Below are 25,768 nucleotides of genomic sequence, written 5' to 3' on the forward strand. Positions count from 1 at the left end.
AAAATACTATCCTCAGCGCTAAGTGTTTGAATAAAATCAGTATGTTGCTTGATGAAAAAAAAGGGGAAACCATGTGTAAGTCAAAGCTCTTGGTGGGACTCATAATGATTACTTGTTTTCTATCGAGTATTGTTGCCTTGGCAGATGACCATAATGATCGTCGTAAACACCGTAAAGACCACCACGATCGAGAGGAGGTAGAAGATGCCGTGCCCAGCCCTAAAAATGAGCTCTACCTATCGGTTTGCGGTTCATGCCACATGGCCTATCCGCCGGGGTTGCTAAATTCGGCCTCGTGGGCTGCTTTGATTCAGGGGGCGAGTGAGCATTTCGGCGAAGATCTTAGTTTAGACACCAAGGATGCCGAAGAGCTCGAAACCTATCTTACATCAGGGGCATCTGAAAACGTTCAAGGAGAATTAGCTAGGGATATTTCCCGGGATTTGGGGAATCGGATTGTAAAGCGCATCACCGAAATTCCTGAAATAAGAAAAGAACATCATGAGTTGAGTGCCTCAGTGTTTTCAAGAACATCTATTGGTGGTCTTTCAAACTGTATTGCATGTCACAAGCGTGCTGATGTCGGAGTGTTTGACGACGACGAGGTAAGTATACCACGAGAATGATCCAAAGAATTTGAGGTTAAAGGGCGAGAGTTTTTTTGCTTATCTTTTGGTGATGTTATTTCGACCGTAAGGTGACCCGCAGGATTTCGCTTGGCCTCCACAGACGCATGCGCGGCCCCCAAATGCCGGTTCCCCGGCAGATGATGACTGTCATCGAGTCGACCTCGTGACGTCCTTCCAGCAGTGGGTAGCGCAGCCGCACCAGATAACCGAAAGGCCAAACTTGCCCTGCGTGGGTATGGCCGCTTAGCATCAGTCCGACGCCTTGTGCAGCCGCCTCTGCGGTGCGTAGTGGGGTGTGCGACAGCAGAACGGTGGACCCGGCAGGACGGTCTGACAATGTTTCGGTTATGGGGTCTGCGGTTGCTGCCATGCGTGAGTGGATGGTTAGATCCTCCACTCCGGCTATGATCAGCCCCGATGCCGGGGACTCCCACTTGTTGAGCAGCACATTGAATCCGGCATCAGCCATGAGCTGCATGGGATTCCCCTCACGGCCATATTGCTCGTGGTTGCCCTGAACCGCAAAGACACCAAACGGTGCGCGAAGGGTGCGTAGCACGGGCAGCAATCCGTCATAGTTTAGGCTGTGTCCCTCGAAGATGTCCCCGAGCAGCACGATCATGTCCGGCTGCATGGACATGGTTTGCTCTATGCGAGCTTTGAGCCAGTCCGTGTCCTGTTGGGAGCCGATATGAAGGTCCGACAGTCCGGCAATGACCATACCGTCGATGTCGAGCGGTAATTCGGGCAGGGCTACCTCGTACTCCGTGATTACAGGCGAACGTAGCCCTTGCACCATGGCCAATCCCGACAGGAGCAGTCCGGCCAAGAACGCCGCCCCCCGCAGCTTGGGTGTCATGCGTGGCATGAAAAAACCGAATCCGGTGATGATGTCTACGAACAGCAGCAGGACGAACGTGAGAAAAATGACGACTAACAGGTTCATTCCAGCAAGTTCAATGACCGAAGCCCATTGTTCATCGCGGCCATGACAAAACGCTCTGCCCAACCAGACGGAGACCCAGGACAGGACACAGAGGCCCAAGCGTATCGGCCAGGAAATGCGGTCGAACAGGGGGAGGCCCCCCATGCGCCAGAAGATGTACCCAACCATTAGGGCAGCCGCAGTCAGAAGGATAGTTCCGAACATGTGACCTGATTACCACAGTAAGGGAATAATGCCACCGCCTAGTTGTTTCTAAATTTTTATGATCATCCAGCTAAAGCGTACTTCGACTCATGAATGTCCTTTCATTTTGCCAAAAGTACTCTTGAGCCGGATGAACCAATATTGAGAGGGTGTCCGGCGTTCCCCGTCTTGACGCGGTCCGCCCAGTGCCTATTTCAGGGGAGCATGTTTATCCCGGAGGAGTATTCAGCATGACAAGCCAGATCAAGACCGTACTGCTTCTGGGCCTGTTGACGGGCCTGCTCATGATTCTCGGCGGCCTCATGGGGGGCCGGGGAGGTCTGGTGCTCGCCTTTGGCCTGGCCATGGTCATGAATGTGGCCAGCTACTGGTACTCGGACAAGATCGTCCTGAAGATGTACAAGGCGCGCGATCTCTCACGGGGCGACGCGCCCCACATCCACGCCGTGGTCGAGGAGATGGCCGCCAGGGCGGGCATCCCCAAGCCGCGCATCGTGCTCATCCCCCAGGACGCGCCCAACGCCTTTGCCACGGGCCGCAACCCGGACAACGCCGTGGTGGCCGTGACGCGCGGCATCGTGCGCATCCTCAACCCCGACGAGCTCAAGGGCGTGCTCGGTCACGAGCTGGGCCACATCGCCAACCGCGACATCCTCATCCAGACCATTGCCGCAGTCCTGGCCGGGGCCATTGTCTTCATCGCCACCATGCTCCAGTGGACAGCCATTTTCGGCATTGGGCGCGACAACGAGGAACGCGGCAACCCCATCGCGGCCCTGGCCATGGCCTTTCTCGCGCCCGTGGCCGCAGGCCTGATCCAGATGGCCATCTCGCGCTCGCGCGAGTATCTGGCCGACGACACCGGGGCGCGGCTGTGCGGCAATCCCCTGCACCTGGCCGGGGCGCTGGGCAAGCTCGACGCCGCAGCAGGGACCATCCCCCTTGAGGGCAACCCGGCCACCGAGAACATGTTCATCGTCAGTCCTTTCAGGGGGCGGGGCGCGTCCTCGCTCTTTTCCACCCATCCGCCCACGGCAGAGCGCATCGCCCGGCTGCGGGCCATGGTCGGGCAAGGGCGCTAGCATGGGCCGTTTCGCCAGCTGTTTCCTCTTTGCGGCCCTGCTCGCCTGTCTGGCCGCTGCCCCGGCTGCGGGCCAGTCGCCTGCTCAGGCACCCGACGGTCTCGACGAGCGGCGCACCCCGGTGGTCAGGGCCGTGCAGGCCACCAGCCCGTCGGTGGTCAACATCACCGTGGTCCGGCAGGCCCAGGTCGGGGCGCGCTCGCCCTTTGGCGATCCCTTTCTTGACCGCTTCTTCAACGAGTTCTACGGGCAACAACCCCGCGAGTCGCAGAGCCTCGGCTCCGGCGTGATCATCGACGGGCCCAGGAGGCTGGTGCTGACCAACGCCCATGTCATTGCCAGCGGCGGCGAGATCACCGTGCGCCTGCTCGACGGGCGCGAGTTCCTGGCCGACCTCGTGGGCTCGGACCCGGATTTTGATCTGGCCGTGCTTGCGCTGCGCGACGGAGCCGGGCTGCCACAGGTGGTCATGGGCGATTCCGACGACATCTTCATCGGCGAGACCGTCATCGCCATCGGCAACCCGTTCGGCTACTCCCACACCGTGACCACGGGCGTGGTCTCGGCCCTGAACCGGCCCATGGCCACCGAGCAAGGCGCGTTTGGCAGCTTCATCCAGACCGACGCGGCCATCAACCCCGGCAACTCGGGCGGGCCGCTGCTCAACATTCACGGCCAGCTCATCGGCATCACCACCGCCATCCGGGCCGGGGCTGAGGGCATCGGCTTTGCCATCCCAGTGAACAAGGCCAAGTTCGTGGTCCGCGAGCTGCTTGATACGGGCCACGTGGCCCCCATCTGGCTCGGTATCTTTGGCCAGGATGTGGATCAGGCCACGGCGCGCTATTTCAAGCTCAAGAATCTCAAGGGCATGCTCGTGGCCGAGGTCCACGCCGGAACCCCGGCGGACACGGCGGGCATCAGGCCGGGCGACATCATCCTGGCCTTCAATGGCCGCGAGGTGGCGGGCAAGGACGACTACCTGACCCGGCTCTTTGGCATCACCCGCAGCGAGACAGTGGTCCTGGCCGTCCAGCGTGACGGCGCGCGGCGCGAGCTGACCTTCAAGCCCCAACCACTGGACAAGGCCAAGGCCCTGGAGCTGGTGCGCACGCGCTGGGGATTCGAGCTGGCCGACCGCCAGGGCGGCGGGGCCGAGGTGACCGTGGTCCGGCCCGGCAGCGCGGCGGCGCAGCTGGGGTTGCAGCCCGGCGATGTCATCCACCAGATCGGCAGCCGGCGGCTGGCCTCGGGCATCGACCTGCTCAACGCCTTTTTGCGCAACAGGATGCAAAAGACCGTGCTCATGCGCGTCCAGCGCGGTCGCGGTCTGTACTACGTCCGGCTGACTCTTTAGTCGGCTGTAAATAGCTATTTTCGCAGGCTGTTCAGCCACCTGCGAGGGCGGCTCGGAGAGCAGGAACTGGGGAACGCTACACCCGGAGGAGGGATATGCAGGACCACCGAAGATACTGGACGGAGCGGGGAGGGCGCAAGACCTTCACCACGCCGTTCAGGATGGACGTTTTCAAGGAACATGTGGCCAGGGACGCGCGCGTGCTCGACTTTGGCTGCGGCTACGGACGGACCCTGGCCGAGCTGGCCGGGGAGGGCTACGCCGACCTGACGGGCATCGATTTTTCCGACACGCTCATTGAGCGTGGCCGGGCCGAGAATCCCGGCCTCAACCTCCTCGCCTATCCGGGCGGGCCGCTCCCCTTCGCAGACAACGCCTTTGACGCGGCCCTGATGCTCGGCGTGTTCACCTGCATCATCGAGACCCGTGCGCAGGTCGAAGCCCTGCTGGAACTCAAGCGGGTGCTCAGACCCGGCGGGCTGCTCTATGTCAACGACTTCCTGCTCAACCGCGACAGGCGCAACCTCGACCGCTACATGAGCGGCCAGGAGAAGTACGGCGTGTACGGCGTGTTTGACGTGGACGACGGCGGGGTCATGCGCCACCACGACCGCAGCCACATGGAGGCCCTGTTCTTTGACTTCGAGCCCCTGCTCTTCGAGGAGACGGTCTTCGAGACCATGCACGGCCATATCTCCCAGGGGTTCTGCGCCCTCATGCTCCTGCCCGCCTGACCTGCGGGTTGGGGGGACGGGGGTGTCGGCTAGTCCCGATCGCGCAGGCGGCGCCACAGGGTGGTGGTGCTGATGCCGAGCCGCCGGGCGGTCTCGGCCCGGTTGCCGCCGCATTCGTCGAGGGTGCGCCGGATCAGGCGCATCGTCTCCTCCTGGAGGGGCGAGTGCGACCCGGGCGAGCGTTCCATGGGCGGGATGCATACAACCGGGTGCTCCAGGTTGTTGCGGATGTCCGTCCCGGTCACTTCCCTGCCCCGGCACTCCACCATGATCCGCTCCAGAATGGATTTCATCTCGCGCACGTTGCCGGGGTAGGCATAGCCGTGCATGGCCTCAAGTCCGTCCGGGTTCAGCTCCGGCGGCGGCCCGCCTAGGCGGTAGCCTATCTCGCGGCTGTAGTGGCGGATCAGGGCGTCGAGGCAGCGGCCCCGCTCGCGCAGCGGCGGCAGAGTCAGGCGCAGGACATTGATGCGGAAATAGAGATCCTGACGAAATAGCCCGTCTTCGGCCATCTTGGGTAGGTTGCGGTTGGTGGCGCAGATGACGCGCACGTCTACCGGGGTCAGCCTCTCGCTGCCCAGGCGCATGACCTGCCGCTCTTCGAGCACGCGCAGGAGCTTGACCTGCATGGGCATGGGCATCTCGCCGATCTCGTCCAGAAAGATGGTGCCCGTGTTGGCCATCTCGAAAAGGCCCTTCCGGCCGCCCTTGGTGGCCCCGGTAAAGGCGCCCTCCTCATGGCCGAACAGCTCGCTCTCGATGAGGTTTTCGGGCAGGGCCGAGCAGTTCACGGCCACGAACGGCCCCTGCCTGCGGCGGCTGGCGTTGTGCAGGCTCTGGGCGATGAGCTCCTTGCCCGTGCCGCATTCGCCCATGATCAACACGGTGGAGTCGACTGCCGCGTATTGCCGCGCCCTGGCTATGAGCGCGCGCATGGCCTCGCCTCCGTGAACGATGTCCTCGAAATGGTGCTGGGCCACCAGCCCTTTTTCCGAGATGCTGCGCCGCTGTTGCCTGTCCTGGTGCCGGGCGGGTTCAAGCAGGACCACGGCCCCGAAATTCACGCCGCCCCGGGCCACGGGATGGGACCGGCACAGATACTCGCTGCCGGCGTTGTGGGTGTGGATCACCCCGCACCACTGCTCGCTGCGCCGCAGGGCGTCGAGCAGCTCGCCGGGCTTGAGCCGCCGCGTCGCGCCGTCGGCCACGAACAACTCGCTCTCCACAGCCGGATCCAGGTGGACCAGCTGGTTGGACTGCAACAGCCGTCCCTGGTCGTCCAGCACCAGTACGCCCTCGCCGGTGGAGTCTATGAAGACCTGCTGCCTGAGTTGCCACTCGTTCTCTCGCCGGGCCATGTCCACCAGCTTGGCGGCCTCGTCCAGGGTCGTCAGCAGCACGGATTTTGGCGTGCGCAGGGGGAACCCCTTGATGCCGAAGGATTCGGCCAGCGACACGGAGTAGGGATTGCCCACGACCACGGTGAACCCCTGTCGGCATATCTCGTCCACCACCATGGGGATTTCCTTGGCCGAATGGAGTTGAAAGAGGCTCAGTTCGACCGAGAGGATGGGCGCGGCCACCCGGGCCGCGTTGACGATTTCGCCAAAGCCGATGACCGCAATGTGGTCGCTGTGGGCGCGGGCCTGGTCGATGAGGGGGATGATGTCGTGCACCGTGATGGGGATGTCCACCACTGGGACGGAAACAGCCGAGCGGATGCGCAGGGTGGTCTCGCCCCGGCTGATGAGGATCTGGGCGCCGCGGGCCACCAGATCCCGTGCCTCGTTGACGGCCTCCTCGAAGAGGCCTTTGCGCAGCTCGAATTCAAGGGCAGTCTCCTTGCGTAGCTGCTGGAACATCTCCATCAGCTTCAGGTCCGGGGCGATGACGCCGATGTCGCAGGTCATGGTCTCTCCGTTGCGCTTGGCTCTCACGGGTTCGCGGGGCGCCTTCCCTGTCTGGAAAAGTAGCCCCCGTCGCCCGGAAGTGTCCAGTCCTTTGGCTGAGGGCGGCAGCGGGGAAATGAGCGGAGAGCCGACGGACTGTCCGTCGGCTCCCCGAGGTTGGGAGAAGCGCCCAGGGGGGTGGGTGTGTGGTTGCGTGCGGTCAGGAGCCGGTGTTGTCTTGTGGCGGCAAGGAGCAGGGGGGCCGCCCAGGTGTCTCCATCGTGCGAACGGGCGCTTCTCTTGCCGTTTGCATGGGTTGGGGTCATCGCCCGCCATCGGGTCGGGCCATGGGTTCGCGTGCCAGCAGTGCGCCGAACACGCCGATCAGGGCCACGCCGATATAGAGGACGCAGGACATGGAATATCCCTGGAATGTGAATCCGCCGTCAGGGTTTCGGCCATGGATTTCAAGAATCCAGCCCGTGACCGGCTGGAAGAGTGCCACGCCGAACGAGGGCAGGGTGTTGAGCAGGCCGCCGCCCGTGCCCGTGGCCTCGACCCCGAAGAGATCGCGCACCGAGGCAAAGCCCACGGACAGGGAGCCCATGCCAAAGGCGGCCAGGCAGAAGAACCAGACATACATCGACCAGCCGGGTAGGGTGTCTCCCGCCAGGGCGAGCAGGGCGAACAGGCCGACCATGCCCAGGGCGTTGAGCAGCATCACGGGCTTGCGCGCCCTGAAGACCGAGTCGGACAGCCAGCCCGCCAGCGGTCCGCCCGCCAGCATGCCTATTCCCATCATGATCAGCACCCCGCCCGTCTCGGACTTGGTCATGTGGTGGACATCCATCAGGAACGGGCCGCCCCACAGGCCGCCAAAGCTCATGTGCAGGCTGAACTGGCAGAAGAACCAGACGGCGATGAACCAGAAGTCTCGGCTGGCGCAGATGCGGCGCACCGAGGCCCACAGCGCTGCCGCGCTCATCCCCTCCGGGGCGGGTTCGTGGCCCGGATAGGGGGCGGCCAGGCCTGCCTGCTCCGGGGTATCGCGCACCCACAGCCACAGGGCCACGGCCACGGCCAGTCCCACGCCGCCGCAGAGGATCAGGGCCGTGCGCCAGCCCACCAGGGAGCAGAGCACGGCCATGGGGCCAGAGCCGAGGATCAGGCCCACGCCGCCCATGCCGAGGTAGATGCCGCTCATGCGGGCAAAGGCCTCGGGCGGGAACCAGCGACTGATGAGTTTGATGCCGCAGATGAAGACCACGGACAGGCCGAATCCCATCAGGGCGCGACCGGCCAGCAGGCCGGCCACCGAGCCGGACAGGCCGAAGAGGATAGCGCCCAGCCCGGCCAGGCCAAAGAAGAGCGGCAAGGTGCGCCGGGGGCCGAACGAGTCGGCCAGCAGGCCGCTTGGCAGTTGCATGGCCCCGAAGATGAAGAAGAAGGTGGAGGCCAGCACGCCCATGGCGGGCGCGCCAAGGTGCATGTCGGCCATGATGTCCACAGCCATGATGGCCGGGCTGACCCGGTGGAACGGGACAAAGAGATAGGCCAGGCAGAGCAGGAGGAAGATGAGCAACCCCTGGCGGGTGCGTCTGTCACGGGGCATGGATGGTTCCTTGTGACCCGGCGCGCGCCGCGCCGGGGTGTTTGTGTGGTCGGGCCAGGAGACCGGCTACAGCCCGCTTTGGAGAACGCCCTGGTCCGAGAAGGCCAGGGGGGCTTCCGGACGCCAGATTTCGAGCAGCGCGCTGCGCTCCCGCAGTTCGTCGAGCAGGGGCCGGGTGACCAGCATCCGGTCCAGGGCCGAGGTGGACTGGATGATGCAGCAGCGCGCTCGGTCCATCTCCGGCTGCCAGCACACGCGCAGGCCCGCCTGGATGGACAGTTTTTCGGTGGGGAGCACGGGCGGGATGCGTACCCGCGTCATGCAGGCCGAGGTCAGGGCGTTGAAGTACATGGACATGAGGTCGAGGTTCTGCGCGGTCTCAAGGGGGATGAAGTCCGCGTTGCCCACACCGATGCCGTTGCCCGACGAGGCCTCGGTCACGCGCAGGGCCACGATGCTGTTGATGTGCGGTGGCCGCAGAGGATCGCCCCTGAACCCCTCGCGCCCGATGGTCTTGATGTCCATGCCCGTGCCCGAGATGTCCTTGCCCAGCCGCTCCACCACCAGGGTGTCGAGCCGCTCGAAGGGGATGGACGGGGCATGGACCTTGTAGAGGGTCAGCAGCCGCCGGTCGGCCTCGAAGAAGTCGTCGGGCCGCACGCCCGAGACCACGGCCAGCTCGTGGTGGCTGTTCTCCACCAGGGCCACGCCCAGGACGAAGCGCGCGCCCTCAAGGCATCTGGCCGCGATGCGCGGCATGAGCTCGACCAGCCCCTGGCGGCCATAGACATGGACGTTTCTCGCGCCCATGGCCTTGCCAAGGCCCACCGAGACCATTTTGCACAGGCCGCTCTCGATGTCGGCCTCGAAGTTGGTGTGGGCCTTGACCCGGGCCACCACCACGATGCCGTCCGCCTCAAAGGCGTTGCGGTCGATGTGCGCCTCGACGCGCGGCTCCACCTCGCCGAGGTTGATGGTCTCCATGCTTGAGAGCACGGGCGCGCCCATGGCCTCGGCGGTCACGCCGAGCTTGGCCAGCACCTGGATCTGTCCTTCCGCAGTCCCCCCGCCGTGGCTGCCCATGGACGGGACGATAAAGGGGACGAGCCCCATGGCCTTGAGGCGGCGGATGACGCCGCCCACCACGTCGGCCAGTTGGGCTATGCCCCGGCTGCCCACGGCCACGGCGACCCTGGCCCCCTCGTGGAGGGCGGCCAGGGATTCGCCAGAGCCCGCATGGCGGTCCATGGCGCGGTCAAGAGCGGCTTCAAGGTCTGTCAGGGCCGGAAGTTCCGGCTGCCTGACGGTCACCCCGACAAAGGGGGGGATGGGCTGGTCGCCCAGGCCGGGGATGTCCAGCACGGGGAAGCTCGGGGTCTGGTATTTGGATGCCATTGTCTGGTCCGCCTTGCGTGGTTTCCGTCGCAGATTGTATCCGACTCAGATGGTTTCTGGGGCGCTCTCGTCCACCGGGATGCAGGCCAGGCGCTTCTTTGCCCGGTGCTTGGAGTAGAGGGAGTAGACCACGGACAAGGCCGCGGCGGCCAGGAAGCACAGGGCGATGGGGCGGCCAAGATAGCCGGAGAGGTTGCCGCCGCCCATGACGATGCTGACGCGCAGTTCGTTCTCGGCCATGCGGCCGAGGATCAGGCCCAGCACCAGCGGCAGCAGAGGGTATCCGCGTTTGGTGAAGAGGTAGCCGAGGATGCCGGTGGACATGAAGACCCAGACATCGGTCATGCTGCTGTTCAGGGCGTAGCTGCCGATGACGCACAGGCCGAGGATGACCGGGTAGAGCACGTAGCGAGGGATGGTCAGGGCGCGGATGAGCACCCGGATGAAGTACACCTGGAGCAGCATCATGAGGATGTTGCTGATGAAGTAAGCCCCCAGGATGACCAGGACGAGGTCGCCGTGGTCACGCATGAGCAGCGGGCCGGGCTGGATGCCGTGGATCATGAACGCGCCGAGCATCATCATGGTGGTGGCGTCGCCGGGAATGCCCAAGGTCAGGAGCGGGATCATGGCCCCGCCGGTGGACGCGTTGTTGGCTGTCTCGGAGGCTATGATACCTTCGGGGTTGCCCTTGCCGAAGCTGTCCGGGTCGGGGTCCGCGGCCTTGGCCTGGGTGTAGGCCACGATGTTGGCCAGCCCCGGGCCGACGCCGGGCAGGATGCCTATGCCCACGCCGATGAGCGAGGAGCGGACAACATTCCGGATGGAGCGGGTGAAGGTCCGCGCCACAGAGAAGAACTCGCGGGCCGTGAAATTGACGTTGACGAGCTTGAACGGCTTCTTGATCTCATCAACGTCCTTGAGGATCTGCGAGATGGCGTACATGCCGATGAGCACGGGCATCAGGGAGAGGCCCGATTGGAGTTCGGGAATGCCGAAGGTCAGTCGGGAGACGCTGTCGGTCTCGCTCAGGCCCACCATGGCCATGAGCATGCCCACCGTGGCGGATGCGAGCCCCTTGGTCAGGGATTTGTCCGAGATGGAGATGATGCAGCTCAAGGTGAAGACGGCCAGGGCGAAGTATTCATAGGGGCCAAAGCGCAGGGCAAAGGCACCGAGCAGCGGCGCGAGCAGGGCCAGGGCGAAGAAGGAGATCAGCCCGCCCAGGAAGGAGGCGAACACGCCGTAGCTTAAGGCCTTGCCAGCCTCGCCCCGCTTGGCCATGGGGTAGGCGTCGAAGGTGGTGGCCACCGACGAGGGCGTGCCCGGAATGTTGAGCAGGGCCGCCGAGACAAGGCCGCCGGAGATGGAGCCGATGTATACGGCCACGAGCATGACCAGCCCCTGGTTGACATCCATGCCAAAGGTGATGGGCACCAGCAGGGCCACGGCCATGGTGCTGGTCAGCCCTGGCATGGAGCCGACGATGAGGCCGCCGAACACGCCCAGGACCATGAGCATGATGTTGAACGGCGACACGACCGTTAACAGGTGGGTGAAATCGAACATGGCTCCTCCCTAGGGCAGGAAAAGTTTGAGCAGGGTGCCGAAAATGAACTGGAGCCCGAAGGTGACGAACAGCGAGGTGACGCCGTATATCGCCAGATTCTTTGGCTTCAGCGGGCCAAGCAGGCACATGCCCGCAAAGAGGAAGGGAATGGTCGCGAGCAGGTATCCGGCCAGGGGCAGCGCGACGAGATAGAGGGTCACCAGCCCGACCAGGGACCAGCGCAGGATCGTGGCATGGGCCGAGCCTGTGCGCGCCGAGGCGCACCATCCCTTGTTGCCTTTGATGTCCACGCTCTGCCAGAGCAGGACCAGGGAAAGGACCGCCAGGATGCCGATGAGCAATTCCGGGAAAAACACCGGGCCAAGGGCATAGATCATGGTGGTGTCGATTTCGCCGCTCTGGTGGTAGAGGGCCGCGCTCAGGGCCAGCAGGCCCAGCGCCATGAAGAAGTCGCCAGTCTTGATTCGCATAAAACCACTCCTCAACCGTATCCGCGTGTTGGTGCGCTCTCTTCCGGACATCCCCGCTGGGACCGGCCTCCTGGGCATGGCCGGTCCCGTTGGAGGAGGTTGGAGAGGCTACTTGATCAGTCCGTTTTCCAGGGCCAGCTTTTTGTAGAGGTCGGCCTCGGCCTGCCACAGGGCGCGCATTTCCTCGGGGTTCTTGTAGAAGGGGATCAGGTTCTGCTGGCGCAGCGCCTCGATGGTGGTCGGGTCGGTCAGAGCCTTCTTGAAGGCGTCGGTCAGGATGGCAATGGACTCCTTGGGCGTGCCCTTGGGCGCGAACACGGAGTAGAGGAAGTCATAGGAGGCGTCCACGCCCTGCTCCTTGAGGGTGGGCACGTTGGGCGCAAAGGGCGAGCGCTGGCTGTTGGCCATGGCCAGGATGCGCAGGTCGCCGGACTCCAGGTAGGGCACGACCGAGGCATAGCCCACGGTGGTGATGTCGCTATTTTTGCCGAGCAGGCTGACGATGCGGCCCTTGTCGCCGCTGGCCGGGATGAACATGGGCTTGAGGCCGCCCACGGCGTGGCTGATGTTCAGGAAGGTGAAGTGGGACACGGCGTTGAGCGCCAAGGTCCAGCGGTATTTGCCGGGATTGGCCTTGATGGCGTCAAAGGCCTCGGCAGCGGTCTTGAAGGGGCTGTCTCCGGGCACGATGAGGGCGGTGTCGCCCATGGCCGTGATGGCGACCGGCTCGAAGTCCTGCCACGAGAAGCGGGCCTTGGTGACCATGGGGGCCACGGCCAGGTTGCCGGGGTGTTCCCAGAGAACGGTGTAGCCATCCGGGCGGGCCTTGTAGACCTGGAGTGCGCCGTTGAGGCCGGCTGCGCCGTCGATGTTGGAGACCACCAGCGGCTGGGGCAGCAGGTTCTTCATGTGGTCGCCGATGATGCGGGCCGAGATGTCGCTGCCTCCGCCCGGTTTCCAAGGGACCACGACCTGGATGGCCTTTTCGGGATACCCGGCGGCGAAGGCCGGAACCACAGTCGCGCACAGCAGCGCCAGAATGATGAGCATTAACCCTTTGCGCATAACCTATCTCCTTTTCCGTGTTTCAGGATGTGTCGCAGTCTCCTAGAGGCCCGGCCCCCGGAGATACACTTCCACATTGTCGTTCACGTCAAGCGTCTCGCCCTTGGTCAGGCGGCCGGTCGCAAAGCCGAGCACCTCGGCCACAAGCCGCTCCCCGGCCTGGGCAATGGGCTCGCGCTCGCTGATGACCGTGCCCGAGTTGAAGTCCATCTCGCGATGGGCCTTTTCCCATGTGCGCGGATTTCCGGTCATGTACAGGGTGGGAGTTACCAGCCCCGTGTTGACCGTAGGCATCATGGTGTCATCCGTAAACCAGCCGCCGCCCACCTGGAAGATATTCAGCACCGATCCTGCCGCGGCAAAGCCGAGGAAGAGTGCGGTGGAGGACATCCACGAATCCATGTAGTAGAGGCCGCGCCCGGCAGGGATCTCGGCGTACTGGACGCATCCCTGGATGGGCCGCGTGCCGGATTTGGCGATGGCGCCCAGGGATTTTTCCTCAAGGGTGGTCAGCCCTGCCTGGATGTTGGCCGGGATGGGGTTGATGGTGCGGATGTCCTCGCCCGTTGAGCGCGCCTCTTCCTCGACCCGCTCCACGGCGGCCAGGAACTTGCCGCGCTCGACCGCATCGGTGAACCGCTTGGCCACGATGTGCTCGGCACCGATGACCTCGGTGGTCTCGGCAAAGAGGGCGGTGCCGCCCGCGTCCACCAACTGGTCAAAGAGGTGGCCCACCACCGGGTTGCCCGACATGCCCGAGGTGGCGTCGGAATAGCCGCACTTGACGGCCATGTTCAGTGCCCCCAGGCCCACCTCGGTGCGCACGCACTCGCTGGCCTTCTGGACCAGCATGCGCGCCTTGCGCACGGCCAGGCCCAGAGCCTGCTGAAAGCCGCCGCAGGAATCCATGAACACGGTGTCCATGGGCTTGCCGCACTTGGCGATCTCGCCCACGATGGCGTCGTAGGAAAACTCTGGATATCCGCCGTTCTGCTTGTTGCCCACAATGAGCACCGCGCCGACGTTGGCATTCTTGGCCAGCCCGACAAGGGTCCGGGCGATGGTCTTGCGGTCCTCGCCGTCGCGGCCATTCTCGTTGGGCTGCACAAAGCACCTGGTCCCGCGCACGAGCTTGGCCACCATGGCCGCCAGGGTGGCGGCGCCGCGTCCGTTGGCCATGATCAGGGTGTCGTTGCGGATGCCGGTGGAGCCGTCCGGCCTGACGTAGCCTAAAAACTTCATGCCTTTTCTCCCATGATGTCGCCGCGGCCTCGCTTGCCCTCGACGTTGTGGATGTGGACGCACTCGCCGGCACGGATGTCGCGCCCGGCCTGGCCGACCACTTCCTTGTACTTGATGATGTCCCCGCTGGCCGGGATATCCTTGACCGCGGCCTTGAAGCCGAACGGAATCTCATCCACGGCGGTAAAGGTGTGCACCTTTCCGCCCACCGTGTAGGAGACCTCGTCGCCGCCCACGATGTCCTCGATGGCGTTGCCGACGTTGTCTTCCGCACTCATGACGATTAACGATTTCATTGCATCCTCCGAGATGTCAGTGTTGCTCCTCCTGGTAGCAAGACCCTTGCCAAAGCAAATCTGTCTGTCCAACACCCAGAAATCCATTATTTAATTTTCAGAATTTTCAAGTACACAGCCATCCAGCCCCATGCCGCAAGCCCGGGTTTATTTCATTCTGCAATGCAAAATGAAACCGGCGTTGCAGAAAGGTCCATTTCTGCCCCGCCGGTCCTTCGGCCCCATCGTCGCCACCAGTCCGCCTGCACCGACGCCTGTTCCGCCTCCCCTTGCCCTGTTTTCCCTTGACCTCGCCGCACCCCCTGGCTTAATTATTCCTTCCCATTTCGCCAGAATAGCTCAGATGGTAGAGCAACTGATTCGTAATCAGTAGGTCCGGGGTTCAATTCCCCGTTCTGGCTCCAAGGAAATCAAGAGGTTAGGCCGATGCGCCTAACCTCTTTTTTGTTCAACTGAGTTTTTTGTACAACTCGTGTACAACTTTTCCCGATGAAGGTTTGTGAATTTTTTAAAAGCCTGTGCAGAGGAATGGGCAGGGGGGATTATTCCAACTATGAGGGATTTGACCACGGCTTCATAGCTCGGAGCCTTCTTGGCATTCTCAACTATGAGAGACTTGACCACAAATTCATAGTTGGGATTTTCTTTTAATATTGATCGGTTGAATGCGTATTCATAGTTGTGGGTTTTTTCAACTATGAGGGATTTGACCACCGATTCATAGTTCACCCTTGGTTCTCAACTATGAGGGATTTTACGACCCACCGCCTCGCTCCCTCCAGTGCTGCGGCACGGCGGTCCATGGTTCACGAGCAACGCACGACCACGGTTCGCAAGCCGCAGAGCAACGACTTTGTGGAACCCTGCACCGGACGTTGCTCAACGATCATTTCAGGATCAAGGGCCGGGACTTTACAGACGAAAGACAGACGGATCTGGACGCCTACAGAGGGATGCGGGGACGGACGCCGTACAAGGTCATCTAGGACGGCATCGTACAAGACAAGGAATCGGAAACCAAAGCAGCAGCGTGACTCACCTCGCCAGGGGCGGCGGTGTCAGGTGAATATTATCTCTGTACACATAATTGCCCGCTAGCGCCGCTAAAGCTGGAAGTTCTCAACCTCAACCATCACTTCATCAAGATATTTTCTTTTTTCTGGGCGTTTAGAAAGATATTCCTCAATTTTTGAATAACAATCACCCATGTCTTTCAACTGATCATCTGCAAATGTGACTGTCGTGATCCCAAAAGTTTCAAAATAGTCATTTCTTTTCTTCACCTCTTTAGCCCACTGCTTTGATAGCTCCTCGTTCATTTCTATAAGAGTCTTGTCACCTTTTTTCTTAATTGAAGCGTGAGTTGAGGCAGGGCTAATTTCAAACCCGATCATTTCCATCGTATATGGATTGAGGATGGTGTAATCTAACCGGTACTGATGCTCCCTGTCTTTACCTGCGTACCTTAATTCAGGAATCAAAAAAGGCTCATCAAGAGGAGCACTAGATTGTTCGATATAATTACAATAAAAATCAGCCACTTGTCTTTCGTAGGCTGAATTTGAGACCCTTTTCAAAACACTTCGATAAAATTCAAGCAGTTGTTCAAGATCATTAAATGACAGTGGTTTAGCGGAGCCTGGATCAATTAACCCTGTTTCCAGAACATGTCTTACTGTCCAATATGAATAACCAGCCCTTCGCATCTCACTTTTATCATTCGTCCATGTGCTATCACGATATACAGGCGAAATTATTAAACCCCACACCAAGTCGCCGCCACCAAACCATAACTGCCACAGAGTCTCTGCGGGCTTCTCGCGAGTTCTGGCTAAAAAGTTGCGATAAAAATTTCTCGTTAGAAATGTAGTAATATAGTGCTGCGTTACTTCGTTTTGCAACAGCCCAAGAATTTTGTGGCTTGAAGTTGTCTTATAAACCCTTCCAGCATACTTTTGCCGCTGTTTCGCTTCCTCTTCTCGAGCCTTATCAAGCACTCCTGATATCCAACGGGTAATGAACTCTTTTGGATCAAGAAACTGATTGTTAACACTGTCAACATAAGTATTGTTTTTACCGCCTATAGTCCCGTGAAAAGAGCCAACATCTTCTTTTTTATCATAAAGTCTGGCATACACGCTTAACGCTTCAGGGCGCAGGGCTTGCAATTCATTAGTTAGCTCCTTCTCTCGCTCAACTAATTCAATTTTAATATCCATACTGCCTCCATCAATGCTAATTACAACGTGCTGAAATTTTGATGTATTTCTTTGACCAACCTTGCAATTGGCATAATATGTTCTCCAATACTGTCAACTCCCAACGAGTTTATAAGGCAACTACAACCCAAACGTACCTAAATATCCAACTCCGGCAATCCGTTCACGATCTTCATTGTCTCCAGGCTTACGGTTATCACGCGCATGAAGAGTTCCAGCGGGTAGCGCGGGTTGTTCATGGTTTCAATGGCCCAGTCGTTTGCATCGTTGACGATGCCGCTTGCCTTGTCGGTCTTGACGCATTGGCGTTCCACTATCCAGTCGAGGGCGGGTTTGCCGTTCACTACGTAGTCATAGGCTTCCAGCGGGATGCCTTTCAGGGTGATATGGGCGTTGTAGATGAGCGTGGTTTTGTCCTTGCCCTTGCCGTATTTCATCTTGACCACGCGGTATTGTTCGGCGGCCAGTTCCTTGCCGCCCGTATCCACGGTGACGGGGTACATATCCACGGTTTCATAATTCAAATGCAGGTCTGCCAAGTCCCGGCCCGCTTTGCTGAAGGCCCAGAAATCGGCAGCGGTTTTCACGCATGGGATACGGGGCAGCTCTTTGCTCAGGTTGTCCTTGAACCGCTCCCGGTAATCCGGGGAATGGAGCAGGCCGTACACGTAATAAAAGATATCTTCCTTGCTGATGGCTTCGCCGGGGTAGGCCGCGTGGAAGTGCGCAAGGCCTTCGTCGGTTATGGCATCGCGTTTGGTTCGCTTGGCTTCTTTGGGCTTGGGTTCATCAAAGAGGCTGGCTTGTTTTTGATTTTTGGCGGGCTTTTCCTCTTCATAATAATAGAGCGGAAAGCACTGGACTCCTCCATCGGTTTGGACATCCACAACCCTGTCAACCAATAAGGCAAACTGACCATTCCCAGTCCATCTCTGTTTGAGCATGATTGCTTTATTATCTACTGACGACTCTGGAAAGATGCTTGGCATCATGTAGCGATTTTCATTGTAGAAGCCATCATAATAATGCCAACACTTGCCAAAAGGGCGATACATTGATCGCTGCACATGCTCTGGAACATAATCGCACTTAATGCCTTTTTTATGGCGTCCGCGCAAAATCCATGACCATCCGATTTTAGTCGGGTCGTTCATGCTTCGGTGTTCCGTGTATTCAATGCATTGATTGTAGAAAGAAATCATACTCTGAATATTGCTTTCAAGCTGGTTGCAAGAAGCATTATAAGCCCAGCTGTCACGATTAGTTTTAACACCTGAAGAATATACTGAAAACAGCGTTGCTGAAGATTTGTTCTTCTTGTCACCAACAGGTATAAAAGCATCGAAGGTTGCATCACGTTGATCAAGCCAATCAGCATGTTTGTTTGGAATAATAATATTCCAATCATTTGCCGTGGCAATGCCGTTGATACTTGTGTAGTTGGACACTATATCAAGCTTTTCTTCACGGCTTAAATATTCTCCTACATCGCAATAGTTAATCTGCCCTTGCTTTTCAGCATTTGGATTCTTGATCAGCAAAGTGATGGCAATGGGGGAGCGACTTCCGCTCCCAAATATCTTGCCACCTTCTTTCCTTGATTGCTCTCCAGAGGTCCGCTGATTTCCTCGCAAGTTAAACACATAAGTACTTGAAAATTCACTAACTAAGCACTTCCGCATTCCATCCGCTGCTTTTCCGTTCAGAAAGCCAGCATTAGACACGAAGCCGATGATTCCACTGTCTTTTATACGACTAGAGGCCCATCGAAATGCTCTGATATAGCTGTCGTATAAACTTCTCGGATTTCCAGTAGACGCTTTTACATATGTGTTTTGTATTTCTTCATCTAACCCAGCGTATTTTACGTTTGCGGCGTCATCGTTATCGCTCTTCTGCCCAGAAGAATACGGCGGATTGCCTATAATCACTCGAATATCCAATTTTTTCTGTCGCATCCTTCGCTCGCTGTTGTCTTCTAACAACTCGCTAATCATGTCCTTCCTTTCATACATTTGGAAGGTGTCAGTCAGGCAAATACCCTCGAACGGTTCATACTTCCCCTTGCCGCCCATGAGGGTGTGGTAGACCGCCTCGATATTGATTGCGGCGATGTAGTAGGCCAGCAAAACAATTTCATTGGCGTGAATCTCATGCTTGTACTTGTGGGGGAGCTGTTCCGGCGAAATCAGGCCACTTTGCAGGAGACGGGTGATAAACGTGCCGGTGCCGGTGAAGGGGTCGATGATATGAACCCCCTCGCTGCCCAGCGTCTGGCCGAATTCGCTTTTCAGCACGTCATTGACGCTATGGATGATGAAATCCACCACCTCGACGGGCGTGTACACGATGCCCAGGCGTTCGGTCATTCTCGGAAAGGCGTTGCGGAAGAACTTGTCATAGAGTTCAACCACGATTTTCTGTTTGCCTTCGGCGTTGTCGATGCCTTCGGCCCGCAGCTTCACGCTGTCATAGAACTTTTCCAGCGTATCGGCTTCCTTGTGCAAATGATGCCCTTCCAAGGTGTCCAACACCTTTTGCATTGCCTGCGAGATCGGGTTTTGCTGGGCAAAGCTGTAGCCCTCGAACAAGGCTTCAAATACGGGCTTGGTCACAAGGTGCTGGGCCAGCATTTCAATGATTTCTTCGTCCGTAATGGAGTCATTGAGATCGTCCCGCAATTCGTCGGCAAACTCGGCAAACGCCTTGCGCTCCTGCTGGTTGCCTTCATTGTCAAGGATCGCATGAATCCGGCTGATATGAGTCTGGGCTATCTTGGCAATGTCATTGGCCCAGTCTTCCCAGTGGTGGCGGTTGCCGCATTTCTGCACCAGCTTGGCATAAATGGCGCGTTCAAAGTCGCCAATCTCAAAGGTAAGCTGTTTCGCTATCGGGTCGCGCCGGGGCGTTTCGGCCTCACCTATGCCGTATTCGCCCTTGCCGGTGTGGGTTTTCTTTGCGGCTGTCTTGGCATTGATCTTGTCGGTTATGGAAATGACTTCGATTTTGCTGATGTCAGGGCCGACGAACTCGGTTTTGTTCACCATGGCGTCAAAGCGGTCGTCATGCGAACGCAGGGCCTGCAACACCTGCCAGACGACCTTGTAGGTCACGTTGTCATTCAGGGCTTCATGGGGTTCCTTGCCTGCCGGGATAACCACGGGGAGAATGACATAGCCGCGCTTTTTGCCCGGAGCGTTTCGCATGACCCGGCCCACGGACTGAACCACGTCAACCTGAGAATTGCGGGGAGTGAGAAACAGGACGGCATCCAGCGCAGGAACGTCCACGCCCTCGGAAAGACAACGGACGTTGCTCAGGATACGGCAGGTGTTTTCCGGCACCTCGGCCCGGAGCCAGTCGAGTTTCTCTTCCTTCGCGCTGGCGTTCATGGAGCCGTCTACATGCTCGGCCTTGCAAATGAGCGTGGAAGCAAGTTCGTCCTGTTCGGTCTTTTGGTATTCCTGGACAACCTCTTCAAACATGGCCGCTATGTTTTTAGAGCTGACCTTGTGTTTGCGCGCGTTCCTCGCAATCTCAATGACCTGGCAAAAGGCAACGGCCCGTTTCATGGGGTTGGTATCGTCCACAAGATCAGTGGTCACGTCCTGCTTTGAAAGAGCCTTCCAGCAACCAATGATCTTGGCGGCATCGTCAACCTTGAGTTGATTGTCGCCGGATTTTAGCAGGTCTTGAATACGGCGGCTGACATGGCCTTCGTCAACGGACAGCACCAGCACCTTGTAATCGCACAACAGGCCACGTTTGACGGCTTCGGAAAAGTTGATGACGTACAGGTCTTTGCCGTACCGCTCTTCATCGTCCATGGAGCAAAGCACAATGTCATCGCGCTCGGCAGTGGCTTTTGCCGTGTCCCCGTAAATGCGCGGGGTCGCGGTCATGTAAATGCGCTTCGCGGCCTGGATGAAGCGGTTCTCATGGACCTTGACAAAGTTGCTCTCATCATCCCCGGCAAATGTCGCGCCCGTGGTCCTATGCGCTTCGTCGCAAATAATCAGGTCGAATTGGGGCAAGTCGTGGTCGTATTGGGCTTGGCTGAGAACATCGATGGAGTGATAGGTGGAAAAGACCACGCTCATGTGCTGGCTGTCGTGGCGTTTCACCATTTCCTTTGCCAGCTTGTCCGGTTGCGTGGTGGCCGGGTAGCGCAATTCGTGGGTGAAGACCTGTACGCTGTCATCGTCCGTTTGGCGTTTCTTGCCCACGTCGCTATCGGAACACACGGCAAAGCTATGCAAGGGCGTTGCGCTCTCTTGCGTCCATTCCGTGAGGGTCTGGGAAAGCAGGGCAAGGCTCGGCACCATGAACAGAACACGCTTCCCCTTGCCTGCCAGTCCTTCGGCAATCTTCAGGCTGGTCAAAGTCTTGCCGGTTCCACAGGCCATAATGAGCTTGCCACGGTCTGCCGTTTTCAATCCCTTTTCAACGGCAGTGTATGCGTCCTGCTGGTGGGGGCGTAAGACCTTTTTCGGCTTCAAGACCGGCTCGGCCTTGGGTTGGTATTGCGCCCAGTCGATTTGACTGTTTTCAAGGTCGTGCAGGTCGATTTTGTTGACCGGAGGGAATTGGTCGCTGAGGGAGTCTTCGGCGGGCTTGCTCCACTTGTTCGTGGTGCAGACGATGATGCGGTTTGTGAAATACTTCTTGCCCGAGGCCGTGAAAAAGCTGTCTATGTCACTCTTTTGAATCGTGTGGTCCTCGCCATAGAGCTTACACTGGATAGCGTGGAATTCGTCCGTGCCTCGCGTCTTCGCCACAAGATCAATGCCGGTGTCCCGCTTCGCCAGCCCTTGAAGCTCGGCCCATTCCGCATACCTCCATACATCGCTGTACAGGTCTTTGTAGGTGGCCTCATTCCTGAGATAGCAGATAGTCAGTTCTTCAAAGTAGGTACCTTTTTCGCGCTCAGAGACAGCGGCGTTGCGGTAGGCGTCGAGGATATTTTGAAGGGCGGTCATTGGAGGCTCCTGAAGATGATGCTAGCGGCTTTGCTTCAAACGAAACGGAGGTTAGTATCCATAATTAATGCTGATTCCGCATCAATCCATAAAATCACCCATGCGGTATTTGAACAAAAAGGCAAAAAGCATTCACCGTGAGTAAATACTTATTGCCTTAAAAAGCAAGCAAAACGGACCCGTTCTGAAAACAGCAAAGTTGACCGGAAGGTTTCACCCGCGCCCTGAAAAGTCCGGGTGTAAAGACGGCTAGAATTTCGATTTTGGCCGCTTTTTTAGAGGGAGGTTTCATCCGCGCCTTTTGTCGAAATGGGCTTTTGGGCCGTCCTTTAGTGGGAGGTTTCACCCGCGCTTTGTTGTTTTGGATATTTAGCAGGAGGTTTCACCCGCGCCTTTTGGGAGGTTTCGCCCGCGTCTTTTGGGAGGTTTCGCCCGCACCCTTTGGAAGGTTTCGCCCGCGCTTCCGGTGTCTTTCTTCATATAAATTTGATAGTTGAAGCATCTCTCCCTTTTTCCCATAATCCCTTAATCCCTCCCAAGAAACTAAGAAAAAGTAAGGGACTCGAAAAGTTAAGCTTCCAGGAAGTGGGATGGCCGCCCAGCATTCGCCCCCCCTTCCATGACGGCCGCAAAGCGGCCTAAATGAGCCATAAGCACATGGAAAAGGAACCGTCGAAGGCGCGATGTGAAAACTGCCCACGGCGCAGCCTGTGGGCGAAACGCGGCAAAGCCGCGCAAGGCAACCTTGAGGGCGCGAGCGTGAACTCGTGGCGAGCTTGTCACCGCGAGTCACGCGACCGAACTGCGGAGCAGATCCGAAGGATGCTGTAAGAGCTTTAGGGCAACTAAATATAGCTGCTAGCCGGAATAATCCTAAGGATGTCGCCCCTGCTTCCCCCGGGGAGGGCGGGGTCTGGAAGAAGTTGCGCAACCGTCACATCACCCCCTTCTACCTCCATCGCTTGAAATCCTGCATGCTCAGCCTCCAATCAAGGGGGTGCGGGTATGCCGCCGAATCGCAGACGAAGGTCGAGGAAAGAGTCATATTGGCAAGAGCAGGTAGCCAGGTGGAGTAGGAGCGGGTTGAGCCAAGCCGAGTTCAGCAGGCAGGCCGGCAGCCCTGGCTGAAGTACGGCGCCCTGAAGGGATGAGAGCGACCAACCCCTTCGGTAATGAGCTGTTACTCGTAACTCAATTGGTAATAGGTGGGAAAGCTCTCTTCCTTTGCAAGAAGGTGGAGAATGTTATAATGTATTGGTATATAACATTATGACTAAATATTATTAGCGCAGCAGCGTTCATAGCTGGCCTCATTGGCGCGGGCACAGGATCGCGACGATTGCCGGTTTCTTCCAAGGACAAAGGGGGAGGCGATGAAAGTTAACGCAGCAACATCTTGGTTCGGTCTCGGACTGGTTGTCATCGTGTTTATTTGCGGCTTTCTGTATGATCGTTACGGCAGAAGAAAAAAGCCATCCAATAATCTTCATAAAGATTGAGTTTGAATACCTCCGCAAGCCCCAATACACGAGAGGCAGTGGCTGCGTTGATGGAAAGGCCTGAAACCGACCTCAAGCAACATGGCATAAAAACAGACTGCGTCATAAAGAAACACCTAAAAAGGCCCGGCAGATGAATTCGCCGGGTCTTTTTGTTGTTTGAGAGGGGGGGAATCTGAAGTGTTTTCGATGTGTCACTCTCATCCTGGATATGTTTTGTATTAACCTCAATTTTGCCTACTGCAATAGGCAAAGTATGGGCATACTCAAGAGTACGATTTGGAGTTGACGAAATATTCGCTGCAAGCTATATTCATTGCATCAAACATCCTCTTTAGGATTCTGGCTCTTCTGCCAGCCTTATCAGGCCACTCAGTGAAGTCTGATGAGGGAAGAAAAGGTTATGTAAGCTCCTTGAATGTGCGGTTTTCGAGAACGGTCTGTTCTTGTTGATTTGCCATTCGAATAACTTGCCAAACGGAAGTGAAAAGCTTCGAAGTAGGGCGGCCCGTATAGCTGCATCAGTTGAAAAACGTTAACCTGCATAAGTAGAACCAGTGTTTTCCAGCCTCACACGAAACTCGTGGTGGTACGCCAAGGCGGTCCTTTAGAGGGGGCGGCTCCGTAAGGAGCATGGTCCCGTTGGAATTTGAAGCGGACGAGGTATACGGCCTTTACGCTTTTTTCGAGCAAGACAACAGTCTTGTACGCGTTCGGATGAACCCTCCACTCATCCAAACCCGGCATCAGTCGGGGATGAACGTTATCAAACCAAACTATCGGAGAGGGCTGGACTATTGCGTCCGGACTTCTAGCTCTTTTGATCCTTTCTGGCGCACGAGATCCTTTGTCTCGTGCACTCTGGGACGTATTCTTGCGTCCAACACAATCCCATACCTGGGAGAGCATCGCCCCCAAGTATGGGGGAGTGCGTTCCCCTCAATCATTGAGGAGAGCAACATAAAAAAGCATATCTAAAATCGCTTCGTTGGCTTGTTTGGGTATGAGCTTCGGCGCATCAGTTACGAGCCATTGAGCCTCGCAGAAGCCTTCAAGGACAAAGCGTTTCGTAGTGAATTCTACGCGCTTGAAGACACCATCCGCGAGAACGCCATCATCCAATAGAGAGCTGAGTCTGAAGACGCGATGCCGTGCTCGATTCAGCCGATTAACCCACACCATTAAATCTCGGGATGTTCTGCGGAACGTCCTACTATCAGAACATCCGTCCTGGAGGGGGACATACAGGGTGCTCACAACCGTGCGTGTTCCATGTCCACTGTCCGCTAACCTGTCCGGTTAGTTGGGCGGTGTGCATGGGCAAAACTCGCACGGCTCTAAGAGCGAAGCTCACTTTTGTTCGCAGAACAAAAGTGAGCGACCTCTGGCTCAGCTTGTCTGAGCCAATTCCTTATCCGGTCGGTCCCGAAGGGGCAGCTGGTTCATATAAACAGGAGACACCTGGACTCCTGCAAATAAACAGAGGACCACGGAGCCGCACTCCTAAACTGTTCTATCTTAAGAATAATCGCAGCCCCTCGCAGGGCGGGCCGGAGGGATACAGAGAATGAGAGGAAGTATAATTCGTCAATGCGGCGATGCTCTTCAGACAATCACCAGAATTGGGGAGAGCCGCCATGAGGCCAAGGCAGTCGGTGAAGTTGGAATCTATTCTACGAACACGAGGCATATAACAGGGCAGCGCCTGTTACCTTTGCAGGGGTTCTGCAAGGATCATGGAATCAAAGACATTGAAAGGTTAACGACTGCAAACATTAAGGAGTATGTCGAAGCGCGATTGCGACACCACATGGCACAAGGCAATGCTCTGACGACATTCCGGGCAGAGCTTTCAGCATTGGGGAAGCTTGAGCAGGGTTTGAACCGGTATTTTGAGCTGCATCGAGCGGATCGGATTAAATATGATTGGAACCAACAGAGAAAAGAGATTTCACGACAGGCTGGAGAAGTGCTTTCTCGTTCTACCAGCACATACCGGGATCGGGCCTTTAAAGACCCTCAGGCCGTCGTTAACGCCATTTTTGACCCTGTGCACCGGCTTCAGGCGCAAATTCAATTAGAGGCTGGCTGCCGATCAGAAGGCGTCGGTGCCCCCTCTAAGGGCGTAAAAGGGCGCAACAACAATCCCATCACTATGGCCAATTGGTATGAGCCGGGTGGCGGTAAGGCTCTAGGAGTCGTTCGAGATCCGATTTCAGGCCAAAACGTGGCTACTTTCTGGACGAAGGAAAAAGGCGGCAAAGTCGCGTTTCATTTTTGCACGCTGCGGACGAAGGATGCCATCCTGAGTCACATAGAGAAACACGGCAAACTTGAATCCAATTACAAGCAATACCTCGATTCGGTGAATGAGGCGGCAAAAGCTGTTGGGCAGTTCCATCAAGGCCGTGGCACTCACTCTCTACGGCATTGTTTTGCCCAGGGGCGGTATGACCAAGCCGTACGTCGAGGTTACTCCGATGAGCAGGCCAAATATGCGGTGAGCCAAGAAATGAGTCACAATCGAGCTGATATAACGGAGACCTATTTGCGATGAGAGATACGGCCAAAATAAATCGG

The 25,768-nt window shown here is 57.9% G+C and carries 18 protein-coding genes, 1 tRNA gene and 1 pseudogene; 8 read left to right on the forward strand and 12 right to left on the reverse strand.

Annotation, left to right across the window (positions count from 1 at the left end; genetic code table 11):
* Positions 1-26 precede the first annotated feature (26 nt).
* Positions 27-626: a diheme cytochrome c gene (locus DAES_RS17165; protein ID WP_157864781.1), complete on the forward strand. Its 600-nt coding sequence runs from the start codon at positions 27-29 to the stop codon at positions 624-626.
* 55 nt (positions 627-681) lie between these two features.
* On the opposite strand, the gene DAES_RS01920 is transcribed toward DAES_RS17165, so the two are convergent.
* Entirely contained in the window at positions 682-1,779 is a 1,098-nt protein-coding gene (locus DAES_RS01920) for a metallophosphoesterase (protein WP_013513350.1), read from the reverse strand.
* A gap of 230 nt (positions 1,780-2,009) precedes the next feature.
* Between DAES_RS01920 and DAES_RS01925 the strand changes: the two genes are divergently transcribed.
* From DAES_RS01925 to DAES_RS01935, 3 genes are all read left to right on the forward strand, one after another.
* Positions 2,010-2,861 carry a zinc metalloprotease HtpX gene (locus tag DAES_RS01925; protein WP_013513351.1) on the forward strand — a complete coding sequence of 284 codons (852 nt, stop codon included), beginning with the start codon at positions 2,010-2,012 and terminating at the stop codon, positions 2,859-2,861.
* A gap of 1 nt (position 2,862) precedes the next feature.
* A complete protein-coding gene (locus DAES_RS01930) occupies positions 2,863-4,218 on the forward strand; it encodes a trypsin-like peptidase domain-containing protein (protein ID WP_013513352.1) in 1,356 nt (451 codons plus the stop codon).
* Between the two features lie 95 nt (positions 4,219-4,313).
* Positions 4,314-4,952 (forward strand): class I SAM-dependent methyltransferase, encoded by a 639-nt coding sequence (locus tag DAES_RS01935; RefSeq protein WP_013513353.1) that lies wholly within the window; start codon positions 4,314-4,316, stop codon positions 4,950-4,952.
* Between the two features lie 29 nt (positions 4,953-4,981).
* On the opposite strand, the gene DAES_RS01940 is transcribed toward DAES_RS01935, so the two are convergent.
* The 8 genes from DAES_RS01940 to DAES_RS01975 all read right to left on the reverse strand — a co-directional run bounded on the left by DAES_RS01940 (position 4,982) and on the right by DAES_RS01975 (position 14,491).
* The gene (locus DAES_RS01940; RefSeq protein ID WP_013513354.1) at positions 4,982-6,862 is read right to left on the reverse strand and encodes a sigma-54-dependent Fis family transcriptional regulator; all 1,881 of its coding nucleotides are present in this window, start codon (positions 6,860-6,862) and stop codon (positions 4,982-4,984) included.
* A 301-nt stretch (positions 6,863-7,163) separates the two neighbouring features.
* Positions 7,164-8,453, reverse strand: a complete 1,290-nt coding sequence (locus DAES_RS01945; RefSeq protein ID WP_013513355.1) for an MFS transporter — start codon at positions 8,451-8,453, stop codon at positions 7,164-7,166.
* Between the two features lie 66 nt (positions 8,454-8,519).
* Positions 8,520-9,848, reverse strand: coding sequence for a nickel pincer cofactor-dependent isomerase, group 22 (locus DAES_RS01950; protein WP_013513356.1), 1,329 nt, complete (start codon positions 9,846-9,848; stop codon positions 8,520-8,522).
* A gap of 45 nt (positions 9,849-9,893) precedes the next feature.
* A complete protein-coding gene (locus DAES_RS01955) occupies positions 9,894-11,417 on the reverse strand; it encodes a tripartite tricarboxylate transporter permease (protein ID WP_013513357.1) in 1,524 nt (507 codons plus the stop codon).
* Positions 11,418-11,426: 9 nt separating this feature from the next.
* On the reverse strand, positions 11,427-11,888 hold the full coding sequence (locus tag DAES_RS01960) for a tripartite tricarboxylate transporter TctB family protein (RefSeq protein ID WP_013513358.1): 462 nt from the start codon (positions 11,886-11,888) through the stop codon (positions 11,427-11,429).
* Positions 11,889-11,996: 108 nt separating this feature from the next.
* Entirely contained in the window at positions 11,997-12,953 is a 957-nt protein-coding gene (locus DAES_RS01965) for a Bug family tripartite tricarboxylate transporter substrate binding protein (RefSeq protein WP_013513359.1), read from the reverse strand.
* Between the two features lie 42 nt (positions 12,954-12,995).
* A complete protein-coding gene (locus tag DAES_RS01970) occupies positions 12,996-14,195 on the reverse strand; it encodes a UxaA family hydrolase (RefSeq protein ID WP_013513360.1) in 1,200 nt (399 codons plus the stop codon).
* The gene (locus DAES_RS01975; RefSeq protein WP_013513361.1) at positions 14,192-14,491 is read right to left on the reverse strand and encodes a UxaA family hydrolase; all 300 of its coding nucleotides are present in this window, start codon (positions 14,489-14,491) and stop codon (positions 14,192-14,194) included. Before DAES_RS01975 ends, DAES_RS01970 begins: the two co-directional genes overlap by 4 nt.
* Before the next feature lie 328 nt (positions 14,492-14,819).
* On the opposite strand from DAES_RS01975, the gene DAES_RS01980 reads away from it, so the two are divergent.
* Positions 14,820-14,895: transfer RNA gene (locus DAES_RS01980), tRNA-Thr, on the forward strand.
* A 28-nt stretch (positions 14,896-14,923) separates the two neighbouring features.
* Here the strand turns inward: DAES_RS01980 and DAES_RS17485 are convergent.
* The gene (locus tag DAES_RS17485; protein ID WP_157864782.1) at positions 14,924-15,205 is read right to left on the reverse strand and encodes a hypothetical protein; all 282 of its coding nucleotides are present in this window, start codon (positions 15,203-15,205) and stop codon (positions 14,924-14,926) included.
* Positions 15,206-15,301: 96 nt separating this feature from the next.
* Between DAES_RS17485 and DAES_RS17765 the strand changes: the two are divergent.
* Positions 15,302-15,477, forward strand: a pseudogene (locus DAES_RS17765) (IS481 family transposase); the annotation flags it as partial.
* Positions 15,478-15,594: 117 nt separating this feature from the next.
* Here DAES_RS17765 and DAES_RS01985 read toward each other — a convergent pair.
* Both DAES_RS01985 and DAES_RS01990 read right to left on the reverse strand, forming a co-directional pair.
* On the reverse strand, positions 15,595-16,710 hold the full coding sequence (locus DAES_RS01985; RefSeq protein ID WP_013513362.1) for a hypothetical protein: 1,116 nt from the start codon (positions 16,708-16,710) through the stop codon (positions 15,595-15,597).
* Between the two features lie 137 nt (positions 16,711-16,847).
* Complete coding sequence (locus DAES_RS01990) at positions 16,848-21,689, reverse strand: DEAD/DEAH box helicase (protein WP_013513363.1); 4,842 nt, start codon at positions 21,687-21,689, stop codon at positions 16,848-16,850.
* 1,005 nt (positions 21,690-22,694) lie between these two features.
* Between DAES_RS01990 and tnpA the strand changes: the two genes are divergently transcribed.
* Positions 22,695-22,817, forward strand: coding sequence for an IS66 family insertion sequence element accessory protein TnpA (gene tnpA, locus DAES_RS18085; RefSeq protein WP_407635886.1), 123 nt, complete (start codon positions 22,695-22,697; stop codon positions 22,815-22,817).
* Between the two features lie 1,938 nt (positions 22,818-24,755).
* Positions 24,756-25,745, forward strand: coding sequence for a hypothetical protein (locus tag DAES_RS02000; RefSeq protein WP_013513364.1), 990 nt, complete (start codon positions 24,756-24,758; stop codon positions 25,743-25,745).
* Positions 25,746-25,768: the final 23 nt, after the last annotated feature.

Origin of the sequence: Pseudodesulfovibrio aespoeensis Aspo-2 (assembly GCF_000176915.2) — a bacterium.
In the GTDB taxonomy this organism is placed as follows: Bacteria; Desulfobacterota; Desulfovibrionia; order Desulfovibrionales; family Desulfovibrionaceae; genus Pseudodesulfovibrio; species Pseudodesulfovibrio aespoeensis.